This is a genomic window from Ramlibacter sp., assembly GCF_035655895.1.
Taxonomy (GTDB): Bacteria; Pseudomonadota; Gammaproteobacteria; order Burkholderiales; family Burkholderiaceae_C; genus Ramlibacter.
In genome coordinates this window covers 340,026-354,321 of record NZ_DASRTN010000008.1, presented here as the reverse complement: position 1 = coordinate 354,321, position 14,296 = coordinate 340,026, and the positions used below count along the sequence as shown (strand labels likewise).

At 71.3% G+C, this 14,296-nt stretch carries 7 protein-coding genes and 1 tRNA gene; 5 read left to right on the top strand and 3 right to left on the bottom strand.

Annotated features, from left to right (window positions below; translation table 11 throughout):
* The first annotated feature begins 8 nt into the window (after positions 1 to 8).
* From VFE82_RS11300 to VFE82_RS11285, 4 genes are all read left to right on the top strand, one after another.
* A complete protein-coding gene (locus VFE82_RS11300) occupies positions 9 to 266 on the top strand; it encodes an acyl carrier protein (RefSeq protein WP_325000408.1) in 258 nt (85 codons plus the stop codon).
* Between the two features lie 7 nt (positions 267 to 273).
* Positions 274 to 2,796 carry a glycosyl hydrolase 2 galactose-binding domain-containing protein gene (locus tag VFE82_RS11295; protein ID WP_325000407.1) on the top strand — a complete coding sequence of 841 codons (2,523 nt, stop codon included), beginning with the start codon at positions 274 to 276 and terminating at the stop codon, positions 2,794 to 2,796.
* Positions 2,793 to 4,637 (top strand): alpha/beta fold hydrolase, encoded by a 1,845-nt coding sequence (locus tag VFE82_RS11290; protein ID WP_325000406.1) that lies wholly within the window; start codon positions 2,793 to 2,795, stop codon positions 4,635 to 4,637. The genes VFE82_RS11295 and VFE82_RS11290 overlap by 4 nt, the downstream gene beginning before the upstream one ends.
* Positions 4,638 to 4,762: 125 nt before the next feature.
* Positions 4,763 to 6,961 carry a hybrid sensor histidine kinase/response regulator gene (locus VFE82_RS11285; protein WP_325000405.1) on the top strand — a complete coding sequence of 733 codons (2,199 nt, stop codon included), beginning with the start codon at positions 4,763 to 4,765 and terminating at the stop codon, positions 6,959 to 6,961.
* Positions 6,962 to 7,097: 136 nt separating this feature from the next.
* On the opposite strand, the gene VFE82_RS11280 is transcribed toward VFE82_RS11285, so the two are convergent.
* Positions 7,098 to 7,173 (bottom strand) — tRNA-Thr (locus tag VFE82_RS11280).
* A 116-nt stretch (positions 7,174 to 7,289) separates the two neighbouring features.
* Between VFE82_RS11280 and VFE82_RS11275 the strand changes: the two genes are divergently transcribed.
* A complete protein-coding gene (locus tag VFE82_RS11275; RefSeq protein WP_325000404.1) occupies positions 7,290 to 9,530 on the top strand; it encodes a hybrid sensor histidine kinase/response regulator in 2,241 nt (746 codons plus the stop codon).
* Positions 9,531 to 9,640: 110 nt separating this feature from the next.
* Here the strand turns inward: VFE82_RS11275 and VFE82_RS11270 are convergent, their stop codons facing one another.
* Together VFE82_RS11270 and VFE82_RS11265 are read right to left on the bottom strand one after the other, a co-directional pair.
* Positions 9,641 to 11,038 (bottom strand): efflux transporter outer membrane subunit, encoded by a 1,398-nt coding sequence (locus VFE82_RS11270; protein WP_325000403.1) that lies wholly within the window; start codon positions 11,036 to 11,038, stop codon positions 9,641 to 9,643.
* 11 nt (positions 11,039 to 11,049) lie between these two features.
* Entirely contained in the window at positions 11,050 to 14,277 is a 3,228-nt protein-coding gene (locus VFE82_RS11265; RefSeq protein ID WP_325000402.1) for an efflux RND transporter permease subunit, read from the bottom strand.
* Positions 14,278 to 14,296 lie beyond the last annotated feature (19 nt).

The window sequence follows — 14,296 nt, the reverse complement described above, 5'->3', positions numbered from 1 at the left end:
TCCCATGCATGACGACCCTGCTTCATGCTGAAACCGCGATCCGCCGCATCCTGCGCGACCATGCTCGCCTTGGTGTCGACGTCGACAAGCTGTCCAACGACGACGATCTGTACCAGTCCGGGATGACCTCGCACGCCAGCGTGAACGTCATGCTGGCGCTGGAAGGCGAGTTCGAAGTCGAGTTCCCCGACCACATGCTCAAGCGGAACGTCTTCCGCAGCATCGCGTCGATCGAGCGGGCGCTGCGCGAACTCATCGCCGGCTGAGATCCCGATGGGCGAGGCGCATCCCGCCCTCCCGGCGCGGCAGCCGCTCGCGGCGCGCTGGGAGTTCTGCGGGGCCGAACCCGGCGGCACGGAGGCGGCGCCGCAGGACGGATGGCAGGCGAGTTCGTGCGCCCAGACCGTGGCCGCCGCCCTGCGTGAACTCGGCCAGTGGTCGCTGGACGCGCCGCCGCGCGACTTCGACGCCCAGGACTGGTGGTTCCGCGCGCGGTTCGACCGGCCCGGCGTCGCCGCCGCCCGGCTCGGCTTCGACGGACTGGCCACGCGCGCCCAGGTCTGGTTGAACGGGCGGCCGCTGCTGTGGTCCGACAACATGTTCGTGGCCCACGAGGCGGCGGTCGCCGACCTGCTGAACGAACGCGACAACGAGCTCCTGCTGCGGTTTGCCGCCCTCGCGCCGGAGCTCGATCGCCGCCGGCCGCGTCCTCGCTGGCGCACCCCCATGGTGGCGCACCAGCAGCTGCGCTGGCAGCGCACAACACTCCTGGGCCGCACGCCTGGGTGGTCGCCTCCGGCGGCACCCGTTGGCCCCTGGCGCGGGATCTGGTGGAGCGACGGGGCGGCCCTGCAGCCCTCGCTGCGCGCGTCGCTGGTGGACGGACGCGGGCGGTGCGAACTCCGGCTGCGACCGCCGACCTCCTGGTCGCGCGACCTCGAATCGGCGGAGCTGGTGCTGCACGCGCCCGAGGGCCGCTGCCATGCGCAAACCCTCGTGCGCGGCGCGACGGCGCACGAGGCGGTGGCCATCGTCGAGGTCGCGCAACCGGCCCTGTGGTGGCCGCACACGCACGGCGAGGCGGCGCTGTACCGCGCGGGCCTGCGACTCGTCGCACGCGACGGCACGCGGCAGGAGCTGCCGCTGGGGTCGGTCGGGTTTCGCCGGATCGAGGTGGACCGCAGCCGCGGCGGCTTCCAGTTGCGCGTCAACGGCGCGCCGGTGTTCTGCCGCGGCGCCGGCTGGACGCCGCTGGACGTGGTGAGCCTGCGCTCCACGCCGCAGGCCTGCGAGTCGGCCCTGCGCCAGGTGCGCGACGCCGGCATGAACATGCTGCGCCTGGCCGGCACGCTGGTGTACGAGGAAGACCACTTCTACCGGGCCTGCGACGCGCTCGGGCTGCTCGTCTGGCAGGACTTCATGTTCGCGAACATGGACTATCCGTTCGGCGAGGAGGGCTTCGCCGCGGGTGCGGTGGCCGAGGCGCGCCAGCAGCTGCAGCGCCTGGCGCCGCATCCGAGCGTGGCGGTCCTGTGCGGCAACAGCGAGGTCGAGCAGCAGGCGGCGATGTGGGGAGCGCCGCGCGACACCTGGCAGCCGGCGTTCTTCCATCAGGTGCTGCCGGCGCTGTGCGGGCAACTCGCGCCGGAGGCCGTCTACTGGCCGTCCAGCGCACACGGCGGCGCATTCCCGCACCAGGCCGGCGCCGGCACGACCTCCTACTACGGCGTGGGGGCCTACGAGCGCGGGCTCGACGACGCGCGGCGCAGCGGACTGCGCTTCGCCACGGAATGCCTGGCCTTCGCCAACATCCCCTCGCCGTCGGCGCTGGAACGGCTGCCGGGGGGCCTGGCCACCCGCGTGCACCACCCGGCCTGGAAGCAGCGTTCGCCGCGCGACCTGGGCGCCGGCTGGGACTTCGACGACGTGCGCGACCACTACGTGCGCGAACTGTTCGGCGTCGATCCGGCCCGGCTGCGCCACTCGGACCACGACCGCTACCTGGCGTTCGGCCGGCTGGCGACGGCCGAGGTGATGGCGGCCGCCTACAGCGAGTGGCGGCGGCCGGGATCGTCCTGCGACGGCGCCCTGCTGCTCCTGCTGCGCGACCTGTGGGCCGGCGCCGGCTGGGGTGTGCTCGACGACACGGGCCAGCCGAAGGCGTCGTGGCAGGCGTTGCGGCGCGTGCTGCAGCCGCTCGCGGTGCTGGTCACCGACGAAGGCGGCGACGGGCTGGTGGCGCACGTCGTCAACGAGACGCCGCACGCCCATGCCGCCAGCCTGGAGCTGAGCGCGTGGCGTGACGGCCAGGTGCTGGTCGCCAGTGGCCGGCGCCCCCTCGACCTCGCGCCGCGCACGGGCTGCAGCGTGGCGCTGGCGGAGCTGCTCGAGCACTTCCTGGACCTGAACCACGCCTGGCGGTTCGGCCCGCCGGCCTGCGAGCTGGTCCGGGTGCGCCTGCTCGATGCCCAGGGCGGCGAGCTGGCCCGCGCCCTCCACTTCCCGATCGGGCTCGCGCCGCTGCTGGCAGCACGCCCCGCGGCGGACATCGGCCTGACCGCGCGGCTGTCCCTGCACGGCGACGACGAGGCCGTGCTCGCCGTCGCCTGCCGGCAATGGGCGATCGACGTCCACCTCGATGTGCCGGGCTGGCTGCCCGACGACGACCACTTCCATCTGGCGCCCGGCGAGAGCCGCGAGCTGCGCCTGCGCCGGAGCAAGCCGGGCGCGGCGCTGGCCGGCAGCCTTCACGCCCTCAACCTGAGCACCGGCGTGCCGGTGGACGCTCCCGCATGACTCCGTCTCCCGCTGCCGCCGCACCCGCCGCCGACTCCACCGAGGCATCTGCTGCCGCGCCGCCCCCTGCGAGCCTGACCTTCGACGTCGGCGGTGGCTGGTGCTTCGGCTGGTACCACGCGCCGGCCTTGCCCTGGCGCGACCTGGCCGTCGTGCTGTGCAGCCCGGTCGGCCACGAGGCGACCTGCAGCTACCCGACCCAGGTGCAGCTGGCCACCGCGCTGGCGCGGGCCGGATTCCCGGTCCTGCGCTTCGACTACCCCGGCACCGGGGACGCGGGCGACGACGCGCTGCCCCCGGGCCGGGTGGAGGCCTGGCTTGCCGGCGCCGAAGCGGCGGTCGCGCAGGTGCGCGCGCGATCGCAGGCGCGGCAGGTCGCGCTGCTCGGGATCCGCCTGGGTGCGACGCTCGCCGTCGAGACCGCCGCGCGCCTGGGCGGTGTCGACAGCCTGCTGCTGTGGGCGCCCTGCCCGACCGGCAAGGCCTTCGTGCGCGAACTGCGGGCCGCCGGCGTGCAGGAGGCGGACGGCACGCTGCACGCGATGGGCCATGCGCATGCCGCCGAGACGGTGGAACAGTTGCTCGCCCTGGACGCGACCCGCCCGCAGTGCCGGCCCGCCCAGCGGGTGCTGGTGGTCGGGCGCGACGACCTGCCGGGCGAGGGCCCGCTGCCCAAGGCGCTGCGCGCGCTGGGCGCCGAGGTCGAGCACCGCGTGCTGCCCGGCTACGCCGCGATGGTCGACGAGCCGCGTGCCGGCGTGCTGGACGCGCCGACGCTGCAGGCCGTGGCCGGCTGGTTGGCCGCGTCGCCCGCCGCCGGCGTGCGCCAGGACCCGGCACCCGCGCCTGTCGAACAGCTGCAGTGGCGCAGCACCGGCGCGGTGCGCGAGACCGTGGTGCGCGCGGGCCCCGGCGCCTCCCTGGTCGGCGTGCTGGCCGAACCAGCGGGCGGCACCGGGCAGGACCGACGCGGGCAGACCGGCGTGCTGCTGCTGAACGTGGGCGGCAACCACCGCGTGGGACCGCATCGCATCTACACCAGCATCGCCCGCTCGCTGGCCAACAACGGCTATCCGGTGCTGCGGCTCGACCTGGGCGGCATCGGCGACAGTCCGCCCGCGCCGGGGCGGCCGTGGGCCGATCTCTACGCCAAGACGTCGACGCAGGACGTGCGCGCCGCGATCGACGCGCTGGCGCAGCGCGGCTGCCGCGACGTCGTGCTCATGGGCATCTGCTCGGGCTCGTACGTGGCGTTCCAGACGGCGCTGGTCGACGAGCGGGTCGGCGGCATCGTGCTGATGAACTCACGCCTGCTTGAATGGACGCCCGGCCGGGCCGGCGACCGCTGGCAGGATTCGATGCAGCAGTACGCGAAGTCGAGCGACCACTACCGCCGTGCCCTCTTCAAGCCCGCGGTGTGGCGCCGGGTGCTGCGTGGCCAGGTCAACGTGCGGCTGATCGCCCGCCGCTTCCTGGCGCTGGCCGCGGCCCGGCTGCGGCGCTGGCTGGCCTTCGGCCGCGCCGAGGAACCATTGCTCGCGAAGATGCAGCGCCTGTGCGCGCGCGGCACCGACGTGCTGATGCTGGTGGCCGACGCCGACGATGGCCGCGACTACGTCGAGTTCCACTTCGGCCGCGACGGCCGCCGCCTGCAGGGCGCACCGCGCTTTCGCATGGCCTACGTGCCCGACGCCGACCACACCTTCTCGCGTCCGGGCAACCAGGAGATCGTGCTGCCCCTGCTGCTGCGCTACCTGGATGCCCGCCTGCCCGCCCAGCCCGGCGTGCAGGCCGGCGGCGAGGCGGACGCCTGGCTGAGCCCGATGCGCCCGAGCGCCTAGGCAACGGCAGGCCTGTCGCCCGCGGCCATCTCCAGCGCAGGCGATCGGTGCCGAAGCCGGGCGCCGCCACTGATGGAACCCAGGTCGGGGCTGAGAGATAGACTCGCTTGCCCGACTGCTCCTTCATGCCTTCCCTTTCCCCCAAGAGCCTGCGCCAGCTGCTGCTTCGACTCGCCGCGCTCGGCCTGGTGCCGATGTCGCTCATGGCGGCATGGGCCATCTGGGAGGCGGTGCAAGGGCAGCAAGCGCAACTGGAGCGCTCCACGTTCGAGCTTTCCCGGGCCCTGGCATCCGCCGTCGAATCCGAGATCGATTGGACCTTCCGCAGCCTCGCCACCGCGGGGCGGTCGCCACGGCTCCTCGCAGGCGACCTGCCCGCCTTCTATGAGCAGATGAAGGGCGAAGTGGCGGCCCGGCCCGAATGGTCTGGCGTGGTGCTCGTCGACGCGCAGGGCCGCGTCCTGTTCAAGACCGCGTTCCCCTTCGGTGCGGCCGATGCACGCGTGGTGGATCCACGGAGCCTCGAAGCCGTGCTGTCCACGCGTCGCCCCGCGGTTGGCGCCGTCCTGCCGGGACAGGTCGAGGGGGCGGCGTTCCCGGTCCGATGGCCGGTCGAGGTCGACGGGAAGCTGGCCTATGTCCTGACGGCAGCGGTCAAGCCCGACCGGATTCTCGACGTCGTGCGCAAGCAGCAGGTTCCCGGCTCCTGGGTCGTCTCTGTCTTCGACGGTTCCGGGCGCCGTGTCGCACGTTCGAAGAATCAGAACAGCACGCTCGGCGGGAGCGCCCATCCCTCGGTCGCCAGACTGATCGAATCGAATGGAGACGGCGGGACAGGCAAGACCTCCTCGCTGGAAGGAGACCAACTTCTCACCAGCTTCACCAGGCTCAAGCCTCATGGCTGGACGGTGGTGGTCGGAGCGCCGGTCGAGGAAGCGCATCGCGCCCTGGCACGCAGCCTGGCCTGGTACCTCGCCGGCGTCCTCGGCTCCATCCTGATCTGCGCCTTGCTCGCCTACCGGTTGTCCGCCGGAATCGCGCGCGCCATCTCCCGCATCCGCGACGCGGCGGTTCAGATCGGGGACGGCAGGTCCACGCACGTGCCGCGCAGCCGGATCGTCGAACTCGACGAGCTCTCCCAGGCACTGCGCGCCGCGTCCGAACGCCTGAGCGACAGCAGTGCATCCATGCGCGACGCGCTCGCCAGAGCCGACGAAGCGGCCCAGGCCAAGGACCAGTTCCTTGCCGTGCTCGGTCATGAACTGCGCAACCCTCTCTCCCCGATGGTCAACGTCCTGCACCTCCTGGATCTGAAGGCGGACGCGACAACCGCACGGGAGCGGAAGGTGCTGCGCCGCCAGGTCGACCACCTGCGGCGGCTGGTGGACGACCTGCTCGACATCTCCAGGATCAGCCGCGGCAAGCTGCAGATGGACAGGGGCCCCGTCAACGTGTTCACGGTCATCGAACGGTGCCTGGAGGCCCTCCAGCCGGCGTTCGAGGACAGGAATCGAGACCTGCGCGTCGAGCTCCCCCCGGCTGCGGTCTGGGTGGAAGGCGACGAGACCCGTCTGGTCCAGGCAGTCTCGAACCTCCTGACCAACGCTCTGCGATTCGGTGGCGAGGCGCCAACGGTCCTGCGCGTGACCCCGGCGTCGCGCGAGGTGCAGATCGAAGTCCGCGATCGGGGCATCGGTATCGCGGCGGACATGCTGGCGCACGTGTTCGAACCGTTCTACCAATCGCCCCAGCCGCTTGCCCGGTCGGACGGCGGCCTCGGGCTGGGCCTTGCCATCGTGCGCAGCGTCGTCGAACTGCATGGCGGCCGGGTCACGGCCTCGAGCGACGGGCTGGGTCTGGGAAGCGTTTTCAACATCACCCTGCCCACCATCGACGCTCCGCAAACATCGCCTGCGAATCCGGTGCCCGCGGCGTCGCGCAAGTCAGGCCGGATCCTCGTGGTCGACGACAATCTGGACGCCCTGCAGACCGTGGGCGACATCCTGCAGATCGCCGGCTACGACGTGACGATCACGGCCGACCCTTCGGAAGCTTTGCGGCTCCTGGAGACGTTCCAGCCGGAGATCGCCATCCTCGACATCGGGATGCCGGGGATGGACGGCTACGAGCTGGCCAGGGCTGCGCGCGGAAACGGCATCGACTGGTCCGGCAGCCTCGTCGCTCTCTCAGGCTACGGACGCGCCGTCGACAAGGCAAAGGCTGCGCAAGCGGGTTTTGCCGCGCACCTCACCAAGCCTGCACAGCCTTCGGAGCTCCTGCTCCTGGTCGAACAGCTGCTGGACCGTCGACCCACTGCCAGCTGAGTCGATCGGGCAGCAGCATTGGTGTGTGTGGCTGCCGTGCGGTGGGATCCGCAAGTGGCGACGGAGCCGACACAAAAAAGCCGCCATGGTGCTTGGCGGCCTGGATGCGCGGGACATCCGCGAGACGGCGATTCGTTGGTGCCGGAAAGAGGAGTCGAACCCCCGACCTTCGCATTACGAATGCGCTGCTCTACCAACTGAGCTATTCCGGCGTAGCGGGCGATTATAGCCCTGACCTGGGACCGTTGAGAGATTGCCAGCTGCGGCAAAGCGGTCGAGACAGGTGGTCGTTGCGGGTTCGGTGTGCCGTCAGGTCCGCCGGTGAAGAATGACGCCAGATGAGCCAGAATCAGGGCCCTCCTACCTTCGAGCCGCCATGACATCCTCCGTTGATGAAGACGGCACCGCGCACCAGAGTACCCCTGCTCCTGCCGTGCAGCAGGCTCCCTCGACGGCAACGAAGTGGCTGCGATGGGCGCTCCTCGCGTCCCTGGTCGGGCCTACGGTCTTGCTGGCCTACGTCGCGGCAACGTCTTACCAGGCTGCCGTGCGCGACAGCCGCCTGCGACTGGCCCGGGTAGCGCAGATCGCCCAGGAGCAGTCGGCACGCGTCGTCGAGACCAACGAGGTCGTGTCGCGCGCGGTCGTCGGCGTGGTCGGTGGCCGGTCCAGCGCGACGCTGCGGCAGCACCGGGCCGAACTGCACGGCACCCTGCGGGGACTGGCCGGAGACCTGCAGCAGTTCCAGTCGATCTGGATCTGGGATGAGAGTGGCCATCCGGTGGCCAGCAGCATCCGGCCGGATCCGCCGGCCAGCCTCAGCGTGCAGGACCGTGAGTATTTCCAGTGGGCCACCACCACCGACAGCCGCGACTGGTACGTCAGCGAGCCGCTGAGAAGCAAGTTGACGGGCGAGCCGTTCTTCGACTTCACCAAGCGGCTCTCGCGACCGGACGGCCGCTTTGCAGGCGTGCTGTCCATCTCGCTCTTTCCCAGCTACTTCGGCAAGCTCTTCAGGGAGCTGGTGCAGCAGGACGAAGCCTTCTCCGTGGTCCTCCTGCGCTCCGACGGCGTCATCATCTCCCGCCACCCCGACGTGGAGATGAGTGCCCGCCTCGGTCCTGCCAGCCCGACGCTGCGAGACATGCGCGCCGGCCTGCTGAGCGGAGAACATGCCGGCGTGAGCACCATCGACAACCGGTTCCGGTTCGTCGCGTTCCGCAAGGTGGGTGCCTTGCCCTTGTACGTTGCCGCCACCGCCGACCGTGACCTGGTGCTGGCACCCTGGCGGCGCGCGACATGGCTGCTGGCGTCCTTCACGATTCCGCTGTCCCTCCTGCTGGCCGGTCTCTGCTGGTACGCCATCCGGCGCGTGCGGGGGGAACACGCGATGGCCAGGATCCATGCGCAGGAGTACGAACACCGCTTGCGGGCAGAGCGGGCCCTGCGACAGTCCCAGAAGATGGAGGCGCTCGGTCGACTCACTGCCGGCGTGGCGCACGATTTCAACAACCTTCTGATGGTGGTGCAAAACAGCGCCGTGCTGGCGCAGAAGCTGGAACAGCGGGGCAAACCCACCACACCCGCACTGGCTCCCATCCAGCGGGCGGTCGCCACGGGCGCCCAGCTCACGCGGCAACTCCTGGCGTTCGCCCGGCGCCAGCCCCTGCAGGTGAGCAACGTCTCGCTCCAGGGGCTCATCCCCGCAGTCGCGGATCTCCTGAAAAGCAGCCTGGGGCGCAACTACGAGATCGAGGTCTCCCTGGAGCCGGACCTTCCGGCCGTGCGCGCAGACGAAGCCGAACTGGAGCTGGCCCTGATCAATCTCTGCATCAATGCGAGAGATGCGATGCCGGATGGTGGCCGGATGTCGATCGCCGCCAGTCCGTGCACCGAAGGTGCCCCTGGCCACCAGGAGCGGGTGCGCATCTGCGTCCGGGACCACGGCCACGGGATTCCTCCGGAGCTCGTGGACAAGGTGCTCCAGCCATTCTTCACCACCAAGCCGGTCGGGAAAGGCACGGGGCTCGGGTTGAGCCAGGTTCAGAGTTGCGTCGAACAGGCAGGCGGGGAGCTGCGCCTGGACACCGAGCCCGGGAAGGGAACCACGGTGATCCTCACCTTGCCGGCGGGAACACGCAGCGCGAGCAGACCCGAGCGTGCCCCGATGGCAGAACTCAAGCTGCAAGGCGACCTGCTCCTCGTGGAGGACAACGACGAGATCGCTCGGTCGCTGTCGGTGCTGCTGGCCGACGCTGGCCTGCGCGTGCAGCGCTACGACCACGCGGAGGCGGCGTGGGAGCACCTGCAGCAAGGCCGTCCCTGCGACATCCTCCTGAGCGACATCTCCCTGGCAGGCCCGATGACCGGCGTGGACCTGGCCTTGCGTGTCGCGCAGCAGCGGCGCGATCTCCCGATCCTGCTGATGACCGGCTACACGGATCGGCTCTCGCAGGCCACCGAAGCGGGCTTCACCGTGCTTCCCAAGCCGATCGGGCCGGACGCGCTGATGGCGTCGATCTCGCAAGCACTGGTCAAAAGCACGACAGGGACGCTGGCGCCCGTCTGAAGGCGGGCGCGAGAGGGCTGCTCCCCGAAGCGGCTGCTCACCTGACGCCGTCGCACATGTCGCCGGCGTCGGACCGGCGGGCCGGCCCGAAGCGGTCGGCCGCCGCCGCGTCAGGTGCCCGGACCCCAGCCCCCACCGAGCGCCCGGATCAGGCCCACCGTGGCCTGGTACTGGCTGCCGCGCACGTGCAGGGCGTCGCGCCGGTTGCGCAGCTCGCTGCGGCGGGCGTCCAGCAGTTCGAGCTGGCTGTCCATGCCGTTGCGGTAGCGCGATTCCGACAGGGTGGTCGCGCGCGTCGCGAAGCTCACGGCGCGGGCCTGCGTCTCGGCCTGCTGCTGCAGCAGGCGCAGCGCCGACAGCTGGTCCTCCACGTCGCGGAAGGCCGCCAGCACCTGGCCGCGGTAGCGCGCGAGCTCGGCGTCGAGCTGGGCCGTCGCGCTTTGCACCGACGCCTCCCGGCGGCCACCATCGAACAGCGGCAGCGACAGCAGGGCACTGACGCTCCAGGCCCGCGCGGACCACTTGAACAGGTCGCCCAGTTCCGGCGATGCATAGCCGCCGTCGGCCGTGAGCGACAGGCTCGGGAACCACGCTGCGCGGGCGACGCCGACGCGGGCCTGTGCCGCCAGGATGGCGCTCTGGGCCGCGGAGACGTCGGGTCGGCGGGCCAGCACCGTCGCCGGGATGCCCGCCGGGATCTGCGGCAACGCGACCGGCCGCTCGGACGGCGGCACCGAGAACGCCGAGGCCGGCTCGCCCACCAGCACGGCCAGCGCGTGTTCCAGCTGCGCGCGCTGGCGCTCCAGCGCCAGCGCATCGGCCTCGGTGGCGGCCAGCTCGGTCTCCACCCGCGCGACGTCGAGCTCGGCGATGTCGCCGGCGCGGTGCCGGCGCCGGGTCAGGTCCAACGTCGAGCGGTAGGCCGCCACGGTCTCGGCCACCAGCGCCCGCTCGGTGTCGAGCGTCCGCAGGGCCAGGTAGGTCTGCGCCACCTCGGACTGCACCAGCAGCCGTGCGCTTTGCAGCAGGGCCTCCTGCGCCCGCACGTCGAGGGCCGCCGCGCTGCTCGCGCGCGAGAGGCGGCCGAACAGATCGACCTCGTAGGCCAGGCTCGCGCCGGCCGTGGTGAGGGTCGCCGGGCGGGCGCCATTGGGGGTGTTGGCCCCGGCCTGGCGCACCACCCCGCCGCCCAGCCCGGCCTGCACGGTCCGGTCGGCGTCGACGCTGCGCGCGATCGCGCGCGCCTGGGCCAGCCGCGCCGCGGCGTCCTGCAAGCCCGTGTTGCGCAGCGCCGCGCGCTCGACCAGCGCGTCCAGGCCCGGGTCCGCGAACACCTTCCACCAGGCACCGCGGTCCTGCGCCTCGGCGGGCGCGGCCACGGTCCAGGACGGCCCCGCGTCCTTGAACTTGGCGGGGGCGGCAGGCTCGGCGGGCAGGTCCGGCACCGCGGTGGCGCAGCCGGCCAGCACCAGGGCGGCCAGCAGGGGCAGCATGTGCATCGTTTTCATCGGCATCTCCTTCAGTCCTGGCGCGGGGCGGCGGGCAGCGGCTTGAACGAGCCGCCACCGCCCGAGGCGAAGCCTTCGACGTGCGGCACCTCGCCGTGCAGCTTGAGCGGGCGGTTGCCGGCCAGGGCGCGCAGCACCACGTAGAAGACCGGCGTGAGGAACAGGCCAAACGCGGTCACGCCGATCATCCCGGCGAACACCGCGACGCCCATCGCCTGGCGCATCTCGGCGCCTGCGCCGGTGGACAGCACCAGCGGCAGCACGCCCATCACGAACGCCATCGACGTCATCAGGATCGGCCGCAGGCGCAGGCGGCTCGCCTCCAGCGCGGCCTGCACCGGGGTGCGCCCGGCGAACTCCAGCTCGCGCGCGAACTCCACGATCAGGATGGCGTTCTTGGCCGACAGCCCCACCAGCACCATCAACCCGATCTGGGTGAAGACGTTGTTGTCGCCGCGCGAGAGCCACACGCCGGTCATGGCGGCCAGCAGGCCCATCGGCACGATCAGGATGATCGCGAGCGGCAGCGCCAGGCTCTCGTACTGCGCCGCCAGCACCAGGAACACCAGCAGGATGGCCAGCGGGAACACCCACGCCGCCGAGTTGCCGGCCAGGATCTCCTGGTAGGTCAGGTCGGTCCACTCGAAGCGGATGCCGGGCGGCAGCGTTTCGGCGGCGATGCGCACGACGGCGTCCTGCGCCTGCCCCGACGAGTAGCCGGGCGCCGGCCCGCCATTGATGTCGGCGGTGAGGTAGCCGTTGTAGCGCATCGCGCGCTCCGGCCCGAAGCTCGGGCGGACCGCCATCAGTGCCGACAGCGGCACCATCTCGCCGGTGCTCGACCGCACCTTGAGCAGCCCGATGTCCTCGGCCCGCGCGCGGTACGGCGCGTCGGCCTGCACCCGCACCGAGTAGGTCCGCCCGAACTTGTTGAAGTCGTTCGCGTACAGGCTGCCCAGGTAGATCTGCATCGTGTCGAACACGTCGGTCACCGAGACGCCCAGCTGGCGCGCCTTGGTGCGGTCGATGTCGGCATACAGCTGCGGCACGTTCAGCTGGAAGCTCGAGAACAGCCCGGCCAGCTCCGGCGCCTGCGACGCCTTGGCCATGAACGCCTTGAGCGCGCCGTCCAGCGCCTCGTAGCCGAGCGAGCCGCGGTCTTCCAGCTGCAGCTTGAAGCCGCCCGTGGTGCCCAGGCCCTGCACGGGCGGCGGCGGGAACATCATCACGAACGCGTCCTGCAGCTGGCCGAACTGCGCGTTCAACTGCCCCGCGATGGCGTCGGCGCTCTGGCCGGCGCCGCGCCGCTCGTCGAACGGCTTGAGCGTCGCGAACACGATGCCCGAGTTGGAGCTGTTGGTGAAGCCGTTGATCGACAGGCCGGGGAAGGCCACCGCGTGCTCCACGCCCGGCTGCTTGAGCGTGATCTCGCTCATGCGGCGGATCACGTCCTCGGTGCGGTCCAGGGTGGCCCCGTCGGGCAGCTGCGCGAAGCCGATCAGGTACTGCTTGTCCTGGGCCGGCACGAAGCCGTGCGGCACCAGCTTGAACAGCCCCAGCGTGGCGGCGGCCAGCACCAGGTAGACGCCCAGCGCCAGCGCCTTGCGCGAGACCACGCCCTTGAGCCCGCTCGAGTAGCCTTCCGAGGCACGGCCGAAGGCGCGGTTGAAGCGCGCGAAGAAGCCGCCGAGCACCCGGTCCATCCCGCGCGTCAGCGCATCCCGGGGCGCGTCATGGCCCTTGAGCAGCAGCGCCGCGAGCGCCGGCGAGAGCGTGAGCGAGTTGACCGCGGAGATCACGGTGGAGATCGCGATGGTCACCGCGAACTGGCGGTAGAACTGGCCCGTCAGGCCGCTGATGAAGGCCAGCGGCACGAAGACGGCCACCAGCACCAGCGCGATGGCGATGATCGGCCCCGACACCTCGCGCATCGCGCGGTAGGTGGCGTCGCGCGGCGACAGGCCGGCCTCGATGTTGCGCTCCACGTTCTCGACGACCACGATGGCGTCGTCCACCACGATGCCGATCGCCAGCACCAGCCCGAACAGGCTGAGCGCGTTGATCGAGAAGCCCAGCAGGTGCATGACGGCAAAGGTGCCCACCACCGACACCGGCACGGCCAGCAGCGGGATCACGCTGGCACGCCAGGTCTGCAGGAACAGGATGACCACCAGCACGACCAGCAGGATGGCCTCCAGCAGGGTGTGCACCACCGACTCGATCGACGCCCGCACGAACTGCGTCGGGTCGTACACGATCTCGTAGTCCACGCCCTCGGGCATCGACTGCTTGAGCTCGGCCATGGTGGCGCGCACGCCGTTCGAGATCTCGATCGCGTTCGAGCCGGGCGCGGCGAAGATCGGCACGGCCACGGCGTCCTTGTTGTCCAGCAGCGAGCGCAGCGAATAACCGGCGGCACCCAGCTCGAGGCGCGCCACGTCGCGCAGCCGCGTGACCGCGCCTTCCGCGCCCGACTTGACGATGATGTCGCCGAACTCCTCTTCGCTCTGCAGGCGTCCCTGGGCGTTCACCGACAGCTGCAGGTCCACGCCCTTGAGCCCCGGCGAGGCGCCGACCACCCCGGCGGCCGCCTGCACGTTCTGCTCGCGGATCGCGCGCACGACGTCGCCGGCCGACAGGCCGCGCTGCGCCACCTTCTGCGGATCGAGCCAGACCCGCATCGAGTAGTCGCCCGAGCCGAACAGCTGCACGTCGCCGACGCCCTGCACGCGCGCCAGCCGGTCCTTCACGTTCAGGACCGCGTAGTTGCGCAGGTAGGTCATGTCGTAGCGGTTGCCGGGCGACAGCAGGTGCACCACCAGCGTGAGGTCGGGCGAGCTCTTGATGGTGGTGATGCCCAGCCGGCGCACCTCCTCCGGCAGCCGCGCCTCGGCCTGCGCCACCCGGTTCTGCACCAGCTGCTGCGCCTTGTCAGGATCGGTGCCGAGCCGGAAGGTGACGCTGAGCGTCATCAGGCCGTCGGTCGTGGCCTGGCTGCCCATGTAGAGCATGCCTTCCACGCCGTTGATGGCCTCCTCCAGCGGCGTCGCCACGGTTTCGGCGATCACCTTCGGGTTGGCGCCGGGATAGGTCGCGCGCACCACCACCGTGGGCGGCACCACCTCGGGGTATTCCGAGATCGGCAGGCCCCGCAGGGCGATGAGGCCGCTGAGGAAGATCAGCAGCGAGAGCACGCCGGCGAAGATCGGCCGGTCGATGAAGAACTTGGACAGGTTCATGGCGAGGTCTCCGGACCGC

Coding starts and splice junctions, on each gene's coding strand:
- VFE82_RS11300 (WP_325000408.1), top strand. CDS start 9: ATGACGACCCTGCTTCATGCTGAAACCGCGATCCGCCGCATCCTGCGC.
- VFE82_RS11295 (WP_325000407.1), top strand. CDS start 274: ATGGGCGAGGCGCATCCCGCCCTCCCGGCGCGGCAGCCGCTCGCGGCG.
- VFE82_RS11290 (WP_325000406.1), top strand. CDS start 2,793: ATGACTCCGTCTCCCGCTGCCGCCGCACCCGCCGCCGACTCCACCGAG.
- VFE82_RS11285 (WP_325000405.1), top strand. CDS start 4,763: ATGCCTTCCCTTTCCCCCAAGAGCCTGCGCCAGCTGCTGCTTCGACTC.
- VFE82_RS11275 (WP_325000404.1), top strand. CDS start 7,290: ATGACGCCAGATGAGCCAGAATCAGGGCCCTCCTACCTTCGAGCCGCC.
- VFE82_RS11270 (WP_325000403.1), bottom strand. CDS start 11,038: ATGAAAACGATGCACATGCTGCCCCTGCTGGCCGCCCTGGTGCTGGCC.
- VFE82_RS11265 (WP_325000402.1), bottom strand. CDS start 14,277: ATGAACCTGTCCAAGTTCTTCATCGACCGGCCGATCTTCGCCGGCGTG.